At 67.4% G+C, this 17388-nt stretch carries 14 protein-coding genes, 1 tRNA gene and 1 pseudogene; 6 read left to right on the forward strand and 10 right to left on the reverse strand.

Annotated elements, in window-relative coordinates; translation table 11 throughout:
* Positions 1 to 93 precede the first annotated feature (93 nt).
* Together NWF22_RS18380 and NWF22_RS18385 are read right to left on the reverse strand one after the other, a co-directional pair.
* The gene (locus tag NWF22_RS18380; protein ID WP_160903121.1) at positions 94 to 1188 is read right to left on the reverse strand and encodes a vWA domain-containing protein; all 1095 of its coding nucleotides are present in this window, start codon (positions 1186 to 1188) and stop codon (positions 94 to 96) included.
* Positions 1185 to 2072 (reverse strand): AAA family ATPase, encoded by an 888-nt coding sequence (locus tag NWF22_RS18385; RefSeq protein WP_160903122.1) that lies wholly within the window; start codon positions 2070 to 2072, stop codon positions 1185 to 1187. Before NWF22_RS18385 ends, NWF22_RS18380 begins: the two co-directional genes overlap by 4 nt.
* A gap of 180 nt (positions 2073 to 2252) precedes the next feature.
* Here NWF22_RS18385 and NWF22_RS18390 point away from each other — a divergent pair, with 180 nt between their 5' ends.
* Positions 2253 to 2696, forward strand: a complete 444-nt coding sequence (locus NWF22_RS18390) for a Rieske (2Fe-2S) protein (protein WP_160903123.1) — start codon at positions 2253 to 2255, stop codon at positions 2694 to 2696.
* Positions 2697 to 2749: 53 nt separating this feature from the next.
* Here the strand turns inward: NWF22_RS18390 and NWF22_RS18395 are convergent, their stop codons facing one another.
* From NWF22_RS18395 to NWF22_RS18405, 3 genes are all read right to left on the reverse strand, one after another.
* Positions 2750 to 4369, reverse strand: a complete 1620-nt coding sequence (locus tag NWF22_RS18395; protein WP_160903124.1) for a hypothetical protein — start codon at positions 4367 to 4369, stop codon at positions 2750 to 2752.
* 279 nt (positions 4370 to 4648) lie between these two features.
* The gene (locus tag NWF22_RS18400; protein WP_160903125.1) at positions 4649 to 6103 is read right to left on the reverse strand and encodes a hypothetical protein; all 1455 of its coding nucleotides are present in this window, start codon (positions 6101 to 6103) and stop codon (positions 4649 to 4651) included.
* Positions 6104 to 6465: 362 nt separating this feature from the next.
* Positions 6466 to 7428 (reverse strand): alpha/beta fold hydrolase, encoded by a 963-nt coding sequence (locus tag NWF22_RS18405; RefSeq protein WP_160903126.1) that lies wholly within the window; start codon positions 7426 to 7428, stop codon positions 6466 to 6468.
* A 307-nt stretch (positions 7429 to 7735) separates the two neighbouring features.
* Here NWF22_RS18405 and nhaC point away from each other — a divergent pair, with 307 nt between their 5' ends.
* Positions 7736 to 9292: a Na+/H+ antiporter NhaC gene (gene nhaC / locus NWF22_RS18410; protein WP_160903127.1), complete on the forward strand. Its 1557-nt coding sequence runs from the start codon at positions 7736 to 7738 to the stop codon at positions 9290 to 9292.
* A gap of 15 nt (positions 9293 to 9307) precedes the next feature.
* On the opposite strand, the gene NWF22_RS18415 is transcribed toward nhaC, so the two are convergent.
* A tRNA-Leu gene (locus NWF22_RS18415) sits at positions 9308 to 9381 on the reverse strand.
* Positions 9382 to 9397: 16 nt separating this feature from the next.
* Here NWF22_RS18415 and NWF22_RS18420 point away from each other — a divergent pair.
* Entirely contained in the window at positions 9398 to 9538 is a 141-nt protein-coding gene (locus NWF22_RS18420) for a hypothetical protein (RefSeq protein ID WP_160903128.1), read from the forward strand.
* Here NWF22_RS18420 and NWF22_RS18425 read toward each other — a convergent pair.
* Positions 9499 to 9694: pseudogene (locus NWF22_RS18425) on the reverse strand (Rv3169 family protein); the annotation flags it as partial. The gene NWF22_RS18420 and the pseudogene NWF22_RS18425 sit on opposite strands and share 40 nt — an antisense overlap.
* Positions 9691 to 10809 (reverse strand): phosphotransferase family protein, encoded by a 1119-nt coding sequence (locus NWF22_RS18430; RefSeq protein WP_160903129.1) that lies wholly within the window; start codon positions 10807 to 10809, stop codon positions 9691 to 9693. The gene NWF22_RS18430 and the pseudogene NWF22_RS18425, both read right to left, overlap by 4 nt.
* A 175-nt stretch (positions 10810 to 10984) precedes the next feature.
* Here NWF22_RS18430 and NWF22_RS18435 point away from each other — a divergent pair, with 175 nt between their 5' ends.
* From NWF22_RS18435 to NWF22_RS18445, 3 genes are all read left to right on the forward strand, one after another.
* Positions 10985 to 13291, forward strand: a complete 2307-nt coding sequence (locus NWF22_RS18435; RefSeq protein ID WP_160903130.1) for an MMPL family transporter — start codon at positions 10985 to 10987, stop codon at positions 13289 to 13291.
* The gene (locus tag NWF22_RS18440) at positions 13245 to 13946 is read left to right on the forward strand and encodes a TetR/AcrR family transcriptional regulator (RefSeq protein WP_373691940.1); all 702 of its coding nucleotides are present in this window, start codon (positions 13245 to 13247) and stop codon (positions 13944 to 13946) included. Before NWF22_RS18435 ends, NWF22_RS18440 begins: the two co-directional genes overlap by 47 nt.
* 113 nt (positions 13947 to 14059) lie before the next feature.
* Positions 14060 to 14917 (forward strand): Bax inhibitor-1/YccA family protein, encoded by an 858-nt coding sequence (locus tag NWF22_RS18445; protein WP_160903132.1) that lies wholly within the window; start codon positions 14060 to 14062, stop codon positions 14915 to 14917.
* Between the two features lie 190 nt (positions 14918 to 15107).
* On the opposite strand, the gene NWF22_RS18450 is transcribed toward NWF22_RS18445, so the two are convergent.
* Together NWF22_RS18450 and NWF22_RS18455 are read right to left on the reverse strand one after the other, a co-directional pair.
* A complete protein-coding gene (locus NWF22_RS18450) occupies positions 15108 to 16331 on the reverse strand; it encodes an acetyl-CoA C-acetyltransferase (RefSeq protein ID WP_160903133.1) in 1224 nt (407 codons plus the stop codon).
* A 10-nt stretch (positions 16332 to 16341) separates the two neighbouring features.
* Entirely contained in the window at positions 16342 to 17280 is a 939-nt protein-coding gene (locus NWF22_RS18455; protein ID WP_202398829.1) for an SGNH/GDSL hydrolase family protein, read from the reverse strand.
* Positions 17281 to 17388 lie beyond the last annotated feature (108 nt).

Raw genomic sequence — 17388 nt, forward strand, 5'->3', positions numbered from 1 at the left:
AATCACTGTGCTCCACGAGCGCTCGCCAGACATGCGAAACGCTGGAATACGTTTGTGACAAATCGGATTCGCCGGGCCGGCCGGCGTGGATTGTCAGGCCTCGGACACGGTCTGGAGCAGCTGCTGCAGGGTGGCCAGCGAATGGCCGGCGAGCAGCCGGTCCACGTGGGGGAGGGCTGCGGCGATCCCGCCCTGCACCGGGCGGTAGCCTTCCGCGCCGGCGTGCGGGTTCACCCAGATCACGGCGTGGGCGAGGCGATGCAAGTGGGCCATCTGCGTTCCGAGCAGCGTCGGGTCGCCGCGTTCCCAGCCGTCGGAGAAGATCACCACCACCGCTCCGCGGGCCAGACCGCGCCGCCCCCACCGGTCGAGAAACGCCTGCAGCGTCTCACCGAGTCTGGTGCCGCCGGCCCAATCCGGCACGGCCCGCCCGGCTGCGGCGAGCGCCAGTTCCGCATCGCGGGCGCGCAGGGCCCGCGACAGTCGGGTCAGCCGGGTCCCGAGCGAGAACACCTCGGTCCCGCTCGGATCGGCGCGCGTCACCACATGCGCGAACCGCAGGAGTGCATCGGCGTATGGGCTCATCGAACCGGAGACATCGATGAGCAGCACCACCCGGCGGGGGCGGGTCGCCGGCCGGTGATGGCTCGGGCGCACCGGTTCGCCACCGGCGGCGAGCATCTCGCGCACGGTGCGGCGCGGATCGACCCGACCTCGTCGCGACGGGGCTCGGCGCAGTGCGGCACGGCTGGGTGGTCGCGGTGTCAGCGCAGCGATCAGTTCGGCCAGGTGTGCGCGCTCGGCGGCCGAGAGCGACGCGATGTCGCGGTGGCGCAACACCTCGGTGTCGTCGGCGGCCACCGCCAGCTGTGGGCCCGGCCCGGTCGTGGTCTGCTCGCCGGAGGTACGCAGCGCCGCGATCCGGCTCGGTTTCGGCTGCGCGGGACGACGGGCCGCGCGCGGCATCCGGCCCCCGAACCAGGCGTCGAAGGCCAGGTCGTAGCGCGGGTGATCGTCCGGGTCGCGACACAACGTCGACCGGCCCGCCCAATACACCTGGTCGACGTCGCCGAGGTCGATCTCGCGCAAAGCGCGGACGAACGCGTCGACGGAGTCGGTCGCGACCGGCAGCCCCGCATGGGTCAGGCTGCGTGCGAATCCGGCGAGGCCCACCAACTCGTCGCTCACGTCACCAGCCGGTCCAGGCCCTCGCGGGTGACACGGTCGAGGTCTTCGCGGTACTTCAGCACCGCGCCCAGCGTCGCCGCGGCGATCTCGGCATCGAGCACGTCACGATCGAGTTCGCGCAGCGCGCGCGCCCAGTCCAGGGTCTCGGCGACACCCGGCGGTTTGAGCAATTCCAGGCGCCGAAGTGCGTGGATGGCGTGGGCCACCTGTGCGGCGAGGTCGCCACCGATACCCGGGATGCGGCGGTGCAGAATGGCGATCTCGCGGTCCAGCGCGGGGTGCTCGAGCCAGTGGTAGAGGCAGCGCCGCTTGAGGGCGTCGTGTACCTCGCGGGTGCGGTTGGAGGTCAGGATCGTCAGGGGCGGTGTGGTGGCCCGGATGTGTCCGAGCTCAGCGATCGTGACCGCGTTCTCATCCAGCAGTTCCAGCAGGAAGGCCTCGAATTCGTCGTCGGCGCGGTCGATCTCGTCGACCAGCAGCACGCAGGGCGCCTCGGTGAGGGCGCGCAGCAATGGCCGGGCGAGCAGGAATCGTTCGGTGTAGAGAGAACTCTCGGCAGCTTCGGCATCGAGGGAGCCTGCGCTTGCCGCCTCGAGTGTGCGCAGGTGCAGCAGCTGCCGGGGAAAGTCCCAGTCGTAGAGCGCTTGTGAGGCATCGATGCCCTCGTGGCATTGCAGCCGGATCAGTGGCAATTCGAGTGCCTGGGCCAGGCCCACCGCGAGGGAGGTCTTGCCGGTTCCGGGTTCGCCCTCGCAGAACAGCGGGCGGCCCATCCGCAGTGCGAGGAAGGCGGCCATGGCCAGCCCGCTATCGGCGAGGTAGCCGGTCGATTCGAGGGCCTCCGCCAGGTCACCCGGTGAGCGCGGGACGTGTGCATCGGTCACGCCGCGAGCCTATGCCCACGCGTCGACCCAGATGGCCGAGACGGCCGACTTCGTCGGTTCGGTCGTCGTACCTGCCGGGCGGCGACGCGCTGGGGAATCCGTTGCTCCGGGTGTGCGGAGCCCCGACCTTTGGCACGATGAACGCAGATCATGCGAGCCCATCCACAGCCCGGGAGAAACATGAGCAACGCCAACATCCCCACCGGTATCGGACGACGCAAGGTGCTCGGAGGTGCGGCGGCTGCTGTCGCCGGCGCGGCCGCACTCGCGGCGTGCGGCTCCGACGACAGCAGCGAGTCCTCCACGACGGCCTCGGCCGCCGAATCGTCCGGCGATGGTGGGGTTCTGCCCGACGCGGCGTCGATCGCCGTCGGCGGAGGTGTGGTGATGGATCTGGTGAAGACCGTCGTCACCCACCCTGCGGATGGCGAGTACAAGGCGTTCTCGGCGGTGTGCACCCACAAGGGCTGCACGGTCAGCGATGTCACCGACAACGAGATCATCTGCCCCTGCCACAACAGCAAGTTCTCCGCCTCCGACGGCAGTGTCATCGAGGGGCCGGCCACCGAACCGCTGGCGTCGCGGCCGGTCAGTGTCGCTGACGGGAAGATCACGCTCGGCTGATCAGCCAACCGCAGCCCGGCTCCGTGGCGGGTCGGCCGTGCCGGAGCCGAAGGTCAGCTGCCGGACTGTCCGGACGCGCCGGCGTCACCCTCGGACGAGGTGGTCTCACCTGTGTCCTCGTCGGACGACGGCCCCGCGTCGTCTGAGGTGTCGGAGGTGATGGCGCCACCGGACTCGGCCTCGCCACCGGACTCGGCCTGGCCACCGGACTCCGACTCGGCCGCCGGCTTCGTTGCCTCGCCAGAGGGGGCGGTGGTGGAGCCCGCCTCGGACGTCGGGTCGACCGATTGGCTGTCGGCGGTTGGTGCGGAATCGTCCGTACCAGAGTTCGGGGCCGGCTCGCGCTCCACTTCCTCGGTGGGGGTCGGTGCGGTCGGACCACCCGGAGTGGACTCGGCCGGTGCGCCGCCCGTCGGCTCGGGTGTCGTGGTTGTCGGGTCGCTGCCGGTTTTCGGTGCGGTGCGTGTTGTCGGTGTGGGGTCGAGGTTGTCGGCGTCGTCCACCGCCGGCGCCGCAGCGCCGGTTGCCGCCGCCGCGGACATCGTCACGCGGTACGACGGGGAGGGTGGCGCGGGCGGCTCTTCGACGACCGGGACGCTCGCATTGCCGACCTCGGGTCGTTGCAGCGGGTAGAAGATCTCGGCCTGCCGATTCCAGTTCTCGATGTCGTCGTCGGTGTAGGAGATGCCCAGTTCGTCGTACACCCACTGGGTGGCCACCGCGAGCGGGTGTCCGACGTCGTACACCTCGTATCGCGTGTCGCCGTCGACACTGTGGTAGATCGTTGGCGCATCGTAATTGTCGATGTCGGCGTAGGTGCTGGGGCCATTGCCGGTGTGGATGGTGAGAAAGCCTGCAGCATCGACGATCAACGACGACACGGGGCGGCACCAGACCCATTGGAAGTTCGCGACCGGGTCGCCGACGATGATCACCGAGGTCACGGGGGTGTCCCCGGTTGCCCCGGGGTCGCGGGCGCCGTCGGACTCGATACCGATAACGGTCGCGACCTGAGGCAGGATCGGCATGTCTGCCAGCCACGGTTTGATTCCCCAGGGGCTCCGCGGATCCGAGACCAGAACGACGCGGGTCTGCGAAGGATCGAGGTAGCCTTCCTGGTGGGCGATCTCGGCGGCGTTCCCGACCGCATCAGCGCCCTGTGAATACCCGGTGTACACGACAAGGGGAGGACCGCCCGAAGCGGCCGCGTCGAATGCCCGCATCACCTCGAGGTTGCGGTCGATGGCGACCGTTTTCGAGTCGTCGTACAGCGGGGCGAGGAAGGGCAACTGTCCGGACTTGCCGGCGATGATGGGCCCGAAGGATTCGGGATAGTTCACCACCAGGGTCGTCCGGCTGCCCATCAGCGGATAGATCCGGGGGAAGAGAGTGGCGTCATCGGTTCCCGGCGTCACGACAATGATCGCGTTTCCGGGAACGTCGTCGAAGAAGTCGAGGCCGTTCTGGTCGTCGGTCGCGTCGTAGACGACGCCATCGTCGATCAGGTCATCAACGACGGCTGTGGCGCCCGCCGCCGCGGGTCCGAGGGGGCCGAGCGTCGCGATACAGATGGCGCCGGCGACAGCCGAGATCGCCGTGGCACGCGTCGACGTACTCCGGAATCGGCTCGCTGACCACTGTGGGGGTCGGCGATGCTTACCCCGATGCGCCAAGGTCGTTATCTCCGTCAGTAGGTGGCGGTGGGCTGTGCAGGACAGATGAGTGCCGTGCGATGCCCGATACTTCTGATCACGTTACGGAGATTCGACATAGCAAATCCATCGATCAAATGAATGAAACTGAATTGACGATTTGGGTAGCTGAACCTGTCATGGGCGCGCGTAGTCGGATTGTGGGACCTCAGATGGCACGTTTCGGCGACCGGCCGGACCGGTCGGTTAGGGGCGTCGTGCATGGTTCCGGCCTCGCGTGCGAGGCGCCGCGCAGCGCCACTACGGGTGTCGGCAGCGATAGTCGCGGTAGCGGAAGATCCGGTGTACCCGCGGGGTCGCTGCGCAGAGGGTCTCGCGCACCGTGGGTGCGGGTGCGACAACCGCAGGTGCCGGTCCGACGCCGCGCACCCGCCTCACGTCGACTGGGCTTTCACCACCCTCCGTGCGTTCGCCGACGACGAGGTGTTCGAGCCGGCTCACGTTGGCGGGGCCGTGTGCCGACCCGGCGTTGCCGGCGCAGGCGTGTGACGAAGGGTGGGCGGGTGACGAAGGGCTGTCGTGGGGTGGGGGTGCGTCGCAACGTGCGGTCCGCGGTGGTGGTGTCGATTCGCCATCGTCGCCGGACTCGTCCGCAGGCGTCTGGTCGGGGGAGGAGTCTGCCGTATCCGAGTGTGCAGCAGCCGGTTCGGTGGGCTCGGTGGGCTCGGCGGGGCGGGTGTATCCCCCGGTCTCTGTGACGGGTTCGGCAGGCCGCCGGTGGGTCTCGGGGATGTCTTGGTCGACGGGTTCGGTTTGCGTGGTCGTGCGGGTGCGGGCGGTGCAGGTGTCGTAACCGCATTCGCATTGCAGGCGCACGTCGGGGACGCCGTGGATTTCGGCGAGGGCGATGGCGCGGCGGTGTCCGACGCGGCGGGGGTCGCGGCGGCAGACGCGTTCGTCGAGGAGGTCGGCGATGCGGTGTTGTAGGTGGATGGCGTGTTCGGCGCTCAGGCAGGCCGACATCTCCATGTGGCCGAAGGCTTCTTTGGCGAAGGTGACGTTCTGGAAGGCTCGAGCCACGTCCTCGCGGGCTTGGGCGTGGGCGTCGGGGTCCAGGCTGATCAGTGCGCTGTCGAGTTCGTCGCGTAGCACGGTGTCGGGGGTGGGCCGGTAGGCCAGTTCCAGCGCGATGTCCTCGAAATCGATGGGCGCCTGGGCCGGGTCCTCGAGTGCCTCGTCTGCGACTGGGTCGTCCGGGGAGTCCGGGTGGTCGTCGGTGCCGAGGTTGGGTCGGGGGCCGAGCGCTGCGTCGATGATCTCGTTGATGCGTTCGCGCAGATTGCCTGTGGGCGCGATTTGGGAGCTCTTGGCCAGCTCGGTGACGCGGTGGGTGCTGAAGTCCCCGGCGAGGTAGGCCAACCGGATCTTGGGCAGGTGCGCCAGCATCTGCGCGAGCGAGGACCATTCGCCGGCTTTGCCGCGGGTGATACCCAGTTGCAGGGAGATCTCGCCGATGGCGTATTTGTGGGCCTTGGTGTGGGAGCGGGAGGTGGCGTGCGGGCCTTGGCCGTTCATGCGGTCGTTGTAGGCGCGGTCGCCGATCATGCCGGCGCCGAGCACGGCTCGTGCCTCGGACTGGCGGCTCAGGCGCAGCATGTCGCGCACGCCGTCGGTGTAGGCCATCTCCTCGGCGACACCGTCGAGCGGCGCCGACAACACCGTGTCGTCGGCGTCATGATCGGTGAAGGAGAACACGAAACGACCTCTCGGCGCAGGCATGCGGGTGGGAAACAGGAACTACGGTCAGGCTAACGGGTGGGTACGACAAGAATCGTCGGCTGTGGTCAGGCGGAGAAACCGTGGCGGGCAGATCGGACACATTCAGAGTATCGACGGGGTCTGACAAGATCAGATCGGCGCCAACGGCATTCGCGAGCACGTTCGGAGCATGTCGACAGGGTAGCCATCCCCATGGACAACTTCAGGTCTGACAACGCCGCAATCGTCGGTGGCCATCGGTGTGAATCAGGCTGGAAAAGCAACGAATTCAGGATACCGGTCGGCGCCGACAAGCGTCCCTCGAAGTATGTTGTGCCGCAGAAGTCTTAGGGAGCCGGCTAGAGTGTCGACGAGTTTCGTTCGCCACGTTCGCCCACGAATCGTGTGACGAGGTCACCCACCAACTCAGCGTTGCGGAACCACGGGGCGTGACCGCTGGGCACCAGATGCAGCTGCGCATCGGTCAGGTACGTGGCCGCTCGGCGAGCCACCTCCGGCGAGCCAAACGGATCGTTGTCGCCCCAGATCATCAGCACGGGATGATCCACCTGTGCCAGTTGTGGTTCGGTCAGACTGATCTCGGGGCGCACCCGGCCCAGCCGCATCACCGCACGCATCAGTCCGAGGAAGCTGTCGGCGTAGGCGGGCAGGCGCTCGCAGGTAACCAGGACATCGCGGATCTCGTCGAGCCCGGACACATCCTCGTGGACCGACGCGAACACCCGGCCGGCCTGGCGGGCCGACGGTGGCTGCATCCTCAGCATCGCCCGCCCGATCCCGGGCACCGACATCAGGCGCATCGGTGCGGGCGCGGTAGTGCCGAGTATGTGTGCCGGACATCCCACCATGACCTGCGCGACCACAGTCCCGGGGTGATCCAGCGAGAGCCAGGTCGACCAGAGCGACCCCTGTGACTGGGTCACGAACTGGGCGTTTCGGCACCCGATGCCGTCGAGAAGTTGCGCCAGGAACCCGACGACCAGCGGGCGCAGCGGCTGGTGTGGGTAGTCCACGGGATCAGTCAGACCGAAGCCCGGCAGATCAACGGCATAGAGGGTGTGGCCCCGGAGCTCTGGCATCAAGGGCACCCAGAAGGCAGCGGGGATCAGACCGCCGATCACCATGATCAGTGGTGGGCCGTGGCCGGCGACCAGGACGTGTGCCCGACCGCTGATGGCCGGTATGTCGATGAACCGCGACTGCGCCCGTACCCCGAAGCGGTCGAGCAGCCGTTGCTGGGCGTCGAGGAACTCGCCGACGGCGATGGTGGAGTGGCGGTCGTGTGGCGTTGAGCTGGTCATATATCGACGGTATGAGCCGTTCGACGAGCCGTCATCGGTCGAATTCCCCATTGTCGCGCCGACCGCTGTGGGTGGACCTTCGTATGCCGGTCGGCCGACGCTGCGAGTAGATGCCCAGCCACCGGAACCCCCGGTCGGACTCGAATCGGCCGGGAGGAAACCCAGCCGAATCCAGCTGAGTGGATTAGCGTAAGTGCTGGTACACGCCCCGTGACCCTTGCGCGTCGGGTCCGAGGGCAACGTCACGTCGCAGTACGGGCCTTGCGTTTCGTTCCGTCTGCCACCATGCGAATGGGAGCGATCGGACATGGCCGACGAGAACTCCGAGCGACGGGAACGCGTACTGCGGCCACCAAGGTTCTGGCAGGCACTGATCCCCTTGGTGTTCCTCGTCGTGGCGCTGGCACTGGCCATCACGCTGTACGGCGAGGACGCCGTCTACGGCCCGGTGCAGGTCGCGCTGCTCCTGTCCGCCGCCCTGGCCGCCCAGGTCGGCTACTTCAACGGGCACACCATCTCCGACCTGACCAAGGCCGCGGTCGACAGCGTCGCTTCCGCGATGGGCGCGATCTTCATCCTCTTCTCGGTGGGCGCGCTGATCGGCACATGGAACATGTCCGGGACCATCGCCACGTTGGCCGACTGGGGGATTCGGGTCCTGAACCCGGATTTCTTCTACGTCGCCGCCACCATCCTGTGCGCGGTCATCGCGGTGTCGGTCGGCAGCTCATGGACGGTGATGGGCACGATCGGGGTGGCACTGGTCGCGGTGGCCGAAGGGCTTGGTCTGAGCACGGCCATGGCTGCCGGAGCGGTCATCTCCGGCGCGTACTTCGGCGACAAGATGTCGCCGCTGTCGGAGACGACGAACCTGGCCGCGGGCATCGCCGGGGCCGATCTGTTCAAACATATCCGGTCGATGATGGCCACCACCGTCCCATCCATCCTGATCACCCTGGGCATCTATCTGATCCTGGGGTTCCGGGCCAATCCCGCCGGGGGGATCGACACCCCGGAGGAACTCAACGACATCGAGGCCCTGTTCAACATCAACGTCGCGACCCTCATCCCGCTGCTCGTGGTGGTCGTCCTGGCGCTGCGCAAGATTCCGCCGATGTTCGCGATCCTCGGCGGGGCACTGGCCGGTGGGCTGCTGGCGATCATCCTGCAGCCCGATGTGGTCCGCGCCTTCGTCGACGACGACTCGCTGGGCACACCGTTGGTGATGCTCAAGGGTGTCTGGGACGCGATGGCGACCGGCTACGTCGCCGACACCGGCGTGGAGGCCGTGGACGACCTGCTCAGCGGCGGTGGCATGGAGAGCATGCTGAACACCGTCTGGTTGATCATCACGGCGCTCGCGTTCGGCGGAATCATGAACCACACCGGGTTCCTGGGCAAACTGATCGAACCGTTGCGCAAGCGCACCAAGAGCCCGCGGGGCGCGATGGCCTCGACCGGCAGTACCGCGATCGGACTCAACGTGGTCGCCGGTGACCAGTACCTGGCCCTGGTGCTGACCGGGAACGTGTTCAAGGAGGAGTTCCGCAAGCGGGGCATCGCACCGCAGACACTGTCCCGGCAGATGGAGGACACCGCGACGGTCACCTCTGTGCTGGTTCCGTGGAACTCCTGCGGCGCCTACGCCTCTGGGGTCCTGAACGTGACGACGATCGCCTACCTGCCGTTCGCGTTCTTCAACTGGATCAACCCGCTGATCTCGTTCATCTACGCGGCCTTCGGCATCGCCATCCAGAAGACCGAACCGGGTGAGGGCGCTGCGCCGCAGCTGGCGGAGGCGTCGTTCTACGGCGTGTCCGGCCAGGATGCCGAGGAGGTCCCCGAGGATGGTTCGAAGCCCTGAGGTGTCGCTCACCCGTGCCCCCAGTCGGACTCGAACCGACACTGGGCGGATTTTAAGTCCGCTGCCTCTGCCAATTGGGCTATAGGGGCGTGATCGACAACCAGCATGGCACGGGCCCGCTCGCGCTCGGTCGCCGACCTATGCCGTTTCGGTGTACTCGGCGAACCCGTACTGCTCGTGCGGGCCGATCGCCGCGAATTCGAACAGACCGCCGCGAAGCAGTTCGCCACCCCGAGGTTGGGGTAGACCCCCAGGCCGATGCTGGGCTATGGCGAATCAGATTCCGGCCCATGACAGTTGAAGTAGCACCGGTTGTAGCAGTTTCGGTCGGAGGCCTCCACGTGTTCCGATGACCTCGGCGATCTGGTGGATGGGGTGGTCGGCCATCGGCGACAGAGTCATCGGATGTGCTCCCAGTAGGTTCCGGCCAGCATCGATTCGAGAGTGGCGCGGTGCATGATCATGTCGTCGGTGTACGCGGGTTGTTCGGCCTGGCCGAAATGGATGGCGCGGCACTGGATGCGGAACATGACGACCGCGTGGATGAGGGCGGCGTAGGTGAGATAGAAGTCCAGATCGCGAAGTTCGTGGCCGCTGATCCGTTCATACGTACGCACTACGTCGTCGCGGCGGAGGAAGGTCGGCAGCCCCGGCAGGCCGGCCATCTCGGTGAGGTCCTGAAAAAAGCGGTGTAAGAAGATCAACCACGCGACGTCGAGCTCGCGCGGTCCATAGGCGGCCATCTCCCAGTCGAGCACCGCGACCGGCACGAAGTCGCGGTAGATGATGTTGCCGATCCGGGCATCGCCCCACGTCAACACCGGAGTGGACTCGTCGGGCAGATGCTCTGCCACCCAGCGGAAACCACGCTCGATCAGCGGCGAACCCGGGCGTCCGGCCGAGGTCCATCGGTAGAAATCCCGCAGTCGGCGGACATGCGCCTGCAACGGCGTCTCACCGGGGGAGGGTGGGTCGAGTACATTGTCGGGCACGTCGGCGGCGTGGATCATGGCCAGCGTCTCGAGCGTCTTCCCGGTCAGTAGCGCGCGCTGTGCATCATCGGCCTCGGTGAGCCACGACCCGAAGGTGTAGGGCATCACGTCGGGTGGCACGAGGCCTTCGACGCGACCCATGACGAAGAACGGTGCGCCCAACGCGGCGGGGTCGGGTTCGGACCAGTACAGCTGAGGTAGCGCCGTGTCGGTGGTGGCGCTCAGGTGCTCGATGATTCGGAACTGCCGGTCGAGGTCATAGGCCGGGAACACCGGGTCGCTCTCCGGCAGCGGGGCCACGCGCACGACGAGCTGATGTACGTCGCCATCCCAGTCGGCATCGAGCACAAGCGTCTCGCTCGACATGCCGTTGGCGGACGGGACCTCGAGGTGACGTACGGTCGCCGGACCTCCGACCGCCTGCGGAAGCCATTCGGCCAGGCGCGTGCGCAACCATTTCGGGTCACGGCGTGAGGCGGTGGGACGCGCGACCTCGCTGTCGCGAGTCGACTCGGTTTCCGGCATCGGGGGCATCCATCCGACGATTGGGGGGAGGAGTGAATTAGAACACGTTCCAATCGGACGGTGGGGCGAGTCGGCTGGATTCGCCTACCGGCCTCGATTTCGTCCGATGGAACGATTGACCCTGATCGGTTAATGCTGATAACTTAACGACGGTAACCAAGGTTCGGGGGTAGTGATGTTGGCGAAGACGACCGCGCTTGTCCTGCGCGCCCCGCGAGCAGTGCTCGCCGGGGCGGTACTGCTGCTCGTGCTCGCGGGGCTCTACGGGGCGACCGCCGCCCAGCACCTGCTGTCCGGGGGCTACAGCGATCCCCAGTCGGCCTCGGCCCGCGCCGACGAGATCCTGGTGGACACCTTCGGCCGCGGTGGCATGCAGGTCGTCGTGAAACTCGATGGCCCGCCGGGTACGAACATGGCCACCGACCCGGCAGCGCGCGAAGTGGGCAACTCGATCGTTGCCGAACTCGGCACCAACAGCCACGTCCAGCGACCGATCCTGTCGGTCTGGGACAACCCCGAACTGGCGCCGTCGCTGGTCAGTGAGGACTCGTCGTCGGCGCTCGTGATCGTCACGCTGGAGGGTGGTGAGGAGGACGCGCCCCAATACGCCAGTGAGATAGAAGAGCAGTTCACCGGCGAGCGGGACGGCATCTCCCTCCGCGTGGGCGGGCAGGGGTTGGTGTTCAACCAGGTCAACGAACAGACGACGAAGGACCTGGCGGTGGCCGAAGGTATCGCCATCCCGATCAGCTTCCTGGTGCTGATCGTGGTGTTCGGTGGTCTGGTCGCGGCGGCGTTGCCGGTGATCATCGGCATCGTGGCGATCGTCGGGACGTTCGCGATGCTGCGGGTCATCGCCGAGTTCACCGACGTGTCGATCTTCGCGCTCAACCTCACCACAGCCCTCGGTCTGGCCCTGGCCATCGACTACACACTGCTCATCGTGACCCGATATCGCGAGGAGGTGACTCGGGGTTCGCAGCGTCGCGCCGCGATCGTGACGACGATGGCAACTGCCGGACGGACTGTGGCGTTCTCCGCGGTGACCGTCGCGCTGTCGCTCGCCGCGCTGGCGATCTTCCCCATGTACTTCCTGCGCTCGTTCGCCTATGCCGGTGTCGGGGTGGTGGCGGTCGCAGCATGCGCGGCGCTCATCCTGACCCCTGCATTGTTGATGGTGCTGGGGGATCGGGTGGATGCCCTCGATGTGCGTCGGCCGATCCGGCGGTTGTTCCGCCGTCCGACGCCTCGGCCGCTGCCGATAGAGCAGACCCGCTGGTACCGGATGGTGCAGTTCGTGCTGCGCCACGCACTGCCGGTGGCGTTGACGGTGACTGCGATTCTGCTCGTCCTCGGGGCCCCGTTCCTGGGCATCCGGTTCGGTTTCCCCGACGACCGGGTGTTGCCCGAGTCGGCGTCGGCGCACACCATCGCGCAGGAGATCCGTGACGACTTCGCCCAGGATCTGGCCTCCACGGTGACGATCGTGGCCACCGGCGTCGGCGACCCGCACTCGTTGTCGGGATACGCGGGCGAACTCTCCCGCGTCGACGGGGTCGACTCCGTCTCGACGCCGACGGGCACCTTCGTCGACGGCGATGTCGTGGGACCTGGCTCGAGCGGCGACCAACGCGGTGACGTGGCCATCGTGTCGGTCGGATCGAGCGTCGAACCCATGCGCGACGACGGGCAGGAACAACTCGACGCCCTGCGCGCGGTCGAGCCTCCGGATGGGGTCGACGTGCTCTTCACCGGTCTCGCGGCGACCAACGCCGACACCGTCGACTCGATCTACGCGCACCTGCCGTGGGTCCTCGGTTCCATCGCGGTGGCGACCTTCGTGCTGTTGTTCCTGTTCACCGGCAGTGTCGTGCTGCCGTTGAAGGCCCTGGTCCTCAACATCTTGTCGCTGTCGGCGACGTTCGGCGCGATGGTCTGGTTCTTCCAGGAAGGTCATGCCGGCGGGCTGGGTACCACCGCGACCGGATATCTGGTGGCGACGATGCCGGTGCTGATGTTCTGCATCGCCTTCGGTCTGTCGATGGACTACGAGGTGTTCCTGCTCGGCCGGATTCGTGAGGAGTGGCTCACCTCGGACCGGTCTCGCGCCGCCAGCGATCATGCGGTGGCGGTGGGTATCGCCCGCACCGGGCGGGTGGTGACCGCTGCCGCCCTGCTGATGAGCATCGTCTTCGCTGGGATCGCGGCCTCCGAGGTGTCGTTCATGCGTATGTTCGGTGTGGGCTTGACGCTCGCGGTGCTGATGGACGCCACCATCATCCGCATGCTGCTGGTGCCCGCATTCATGCGTCTGGCCGGCCGTGCGAACTGGTGGGCGCCGCGACCGCTGCGACAGCTGCACGACAGGATCGGCCTGTCGGAAGGACCCGCGCCGGATGCGCTCGCCGCGCGCCGACCATCGACACAGGAGAACAGTGCAGAGCATTCCGAAGAGGAGCAGATCACCCCGCGGATCGGGTGAGCTGCTGGCCGAGGAGATCATCTCCGCGGCCAGTGAGCTCTTGCTGGAGCACGGTGACGACACCGCCGTGTCGATCCGCGCGGTCGCGTCCCGGGTCGGAGTGACGCCGCCGTCGATCTACCTGCATTTCGAAGACAAGGACGCGCTGCTCGACGCGGTGTGTGCTCGCTATTTCGAGCAGCTCGACGGTGAGTTCGCCGCGGTCGCCGACGGGGTCGACGACCCGCTGGAACGGGCGTTGCAGATGGGGATTGCCTATGTGCGCTTCGCCACCTCGACCCCGGTCCTCTATCGGATCGCTTTCCGCCAGTCGGCGCCCGGGCCGTCGAAGGTCGACGAGGTGCTCTCGGCGTCGGCCTTCACCCGGATCGCGACGACGGTGGCCGAACTCGCCGCCGAGGGCTTCTACCCGGAATCCGATGTCGGCGAGGTGGTCCTGGAGCTCTGGGCCGCGGCGCACGGGGTGGCATCACTGATGTTGGCCAAGCCGGAGCTGCCCTGGGGTGAGGACTTCCGATTGGCAGAGACGCTGTTGCGAGCGGTGTGTCTGGGGCGGACCACGTTGGGCATGCTCGGCCTGGACACCGAGTGTGATGACCTCCGCACTTGGCTGCATGCGCAACATCGATCACCGGACGGAAGCGACGGTGGGTGAGACGGTGCCGACGACCAGGGTCAAGAGAAGGTAAAGTCGGAACTCGACGGCAGCTGTACACGTTGTCACTGCAAGACGTCACCGCAGACCATCAAGCACGAAGGAGCACGTAGGTGCGAGAGAGCAGCAATCCGGTTATGCGCGGGGTGGTCCGCGATAACCAGACCGGCCCTGCCGGGTTCGGTGCCGGAGCGGCGGCCGCCGGGCAAGGTGCCATGTGGAATCAGTACGGGCAGCAGACCGACCCGTACACGCAGCGGGCCCCATCGGTCAGCCGTCAGCTGACCATCGACGATGTGGTCACCAAGACCGCCATGACACTGGGAGTGCTGACGATCTCCGCGATCGTCGCGTACTTCCTGGTCGACTCCAACGAAGCGCTCGCCACGCCGCTGATGCTGGTCGGCGCGCTCGGCGGCCTGGCCTTGGTCCTTGTCGCGACCTTCGGCCGCAAGCAGGACAACCCGGCGATCGTCCTGGCCTACGCCGCCCTCGAGGGACTGTTCGTGGGTTCCATCTCGTTCGTGTTCGCGAACTGGATGGTCTCCGGCGACACCTCGGCCGGAGCTCTGATCGGTCAGGCGGTGCTCGGCACGTTCGGCGTGTTCTTCGGGATGTTGCTGGTCTACAAGGTCGGTGCCATCCGTGTCACACCGCGCTTCACCCGGATGCTGTTCGCGGGCATGATCGGCGTCATCGTCTTGATGCTGGGCAACCTGGTGATCGGGTTCTTCAACGGCGGTGAGGGCTTCGGCCTCCGCGACGGCGGACCGCTCGCGATCATCTTCTCGCTGGTGTGCATCGCGCTGGCGGCCTTCAGCTTCCTGCTCGACTTCGACGCCGCCGACCGCCTCATCCGTGCCGGCGCACCGGAACGCGCCGCATGGGGTGTCGCGTTGGGCCTGACCGTCACGCTGGTGTGGCTCTACGTCGAGATCCTGCGCCTGCTGAGCTACTTCAACTCCGAGTAGGTCGACCCCGACCGGTTCGACATCCGGGCCCCGCACCGTATCCGGTGCGGGGCCCGGACGCGTCGGAGGCCACCGGCGTTCGGTGCCGGCTACTCACACCCTGCCGGCACGCCGCGGGTCCTCCCCCTGGTATCGCCAGAGTCTCCACACACTCGTGGAGGGGTCGACGACTCCAGGGGGGAAGAACTTCTCAGCTGAGCCGCTCGAGCACCATCGCCATGCCCTGACCGCCGCCCACACACATCGACTCGATGCCGAAGGTCTTGTCGTGGGTCTGCAGGTTGTTGAGCAGAGTGGTGGTGATGCGGGCGCCGGTCATACCGAACGGATGGCCCAGGGCGATCGCGCCACCGGACACGTTCAACTTGTCATGGTCGATGCCGAGTTCGTCGGCCGACCCGAGTACCTGCACCGCGAACGCCTCGTTGATCTCGACGAGGTCGATGTCGGAGATCGACATCCCGGAGATGCGCAGCACCTTGCGGATCGCCTCGATCGGACCCAGACCCATGATCTCCGGCGAGAGGCCGGTGGCGGCGGTCGCCACCACGCGCGCGAGCGGCGTCAGGCCGAGTTCATTGGCCTTGGTGTCACTCATGATCACCAGTGCGGCCGCACCGTCGTTGAGCGGGCACGCGTTGCCGGCGGTGATGGTGCCGTCGGGACGGAACACCGGCTTGAGCTGGCTCACCTTCTCGTAGGTGGTGCCCGCGCGCGGGCCGTCGTCGGTGGTCACCGACGTACCGTCGACCAGAGTGACCGGGTCGATCTCCCGCTCGAAGAAGCCTGCCTTGATGGCCTCCTCGGCGCGGTTCTGGCTCAGCACGCCCCAGCGGTCCTGGTCCTCACGGGAGATGCCGGTGAAGCTGGCGACGTTCTCGGCGGTCTGCCCCATCGCGATGTAGACGTCCGGGATCAATCCGTCCTGGCGCGGATCGTGCCAGGTGCCGGCACCACCCTCGGCGGCCTTCTCGGTGCGCGCGATGGCCTCGTCGAAGACCGGGTTCATGGAGTTCGGCGCACCGTCGGCACCGCCGGAGACCCCGAAACTCGAGACGCTTTCCACACCACCGGAGATCAGCACGTCGGCCTCGCCGGCCTTGATGGCGTGCAGCGCCATCCGGGTGGTCTGCAGCGACGACGAGCAGTAACGATTCACCGACACACCAGGAATGTGGTCGTAGCCCAGTTCGACGGCGATGACGCGGGCGATGTTGTTGCCACCCTGACCGCCGGGCTGCCCGATGCCCCAGTGGATGTCCTCGATGTCCTTCGGATCGAGCTCGGGCACCTTGGCCAGGGCCGCGGCGACCATCTGGCGGGACAGTTCGTCCGGGCGGACATCCTTGAGGGAACCCTTTCCGGCGCGGCCGATGGGGGAGCGGGCGTGGGCGACGATGACTGCTTCAGGCATGTGCGTCACGTTACTCCCCGGCCGAGACCTGGTCCCGGGTCCGGCCGAGCAGCCGCCGCATCCGGGTGACGACCCGTCTCTGTTCCACCGCCTCGGACACCTCGGGCGGCTGTGGTAGCGGGGTCGGGCCCCACTCGTCGATGGCCGCGAGGACCTCGGGCAGCAGGATGTCGGCGGCCAGCGCGTATCCGGCCGCCGACGGGTGGTACTGGTCGGGTGAGAACATGTGCTCGGGTTTGGCCAGGAACTCACTGGCGAGCAGGTCGGCCATCGGCACCGCCCGCCCGCCCGCCGCGCGCACGGCTCCCCGCTGGGCTGCGGCCAGCGACAGTCCCCAGCGGCGCAACACGGTGCGCAACGGTTGCGGGATCGCGGTGATGACGCCCAGATCGGGACACGTGCCCACCACGACCTCCGCCTCCTGCGCCACCAGGAGCGACACCGCCTCGCCGAGGCGGCGCGCCGAGGTACGGATGCCGTTGCGGGCGGTGACGTCGTTGGCGCCGACGAGGACGACCGCGAGATCGGGACGCTCGCCCGTGATGAACATCGCGTCGATCTGCGCCGCCAGCCCCTTGGACGTGGCCCCCACGATCGCCTTGTTCGCGTACCGGACGATCTTGCCGGTCTCGGCGGCGACCCGTCGTGCCACCTGCACCCCCGGGGTCTCCTCGGCGACGTCGGCGCCGAGCCCGGCGGCGGTGGAGTCCCCGAAGACGACGAGGAACACATCGACCGCGGTACCGCGTGTGTACCGGTGCGGGCCGGTGCCGTCGGGGAAGTAGATACCGTCGCCGTTGGGTGCGTCGTCGGTGCGGTGCGGGATCACCGTACGCGCATGGGTTGCTTGACCATTGAGGTAGTTGTAGGCAGCCCACGAGGCGCCGGCGCTGGCCGCGGTCGCCGCCACGGTCGCGCCCACATCACGCAGGATTCGATTGCTGTCCATACTGACCTGACTTGCCGGTGAGCCGGCCAGTTGACCGGCGGCCTGACCGATGACACCTGCGCGACACGGCAGCCAGCTTAGTCCGAGTTCGAGTCGTTCCCACGCCTC

The sequence above is a fragment of the Gordonia mangrovi genome (assembly GCF_024734075.1).
GTDB classification, from domain to species: domain Bacteria; phylum Actinomycetota; class Actinomycetes; order Mycobacteriales; family Mycobacteriaceae; genus Gordonia; species Gordonia mangrovi.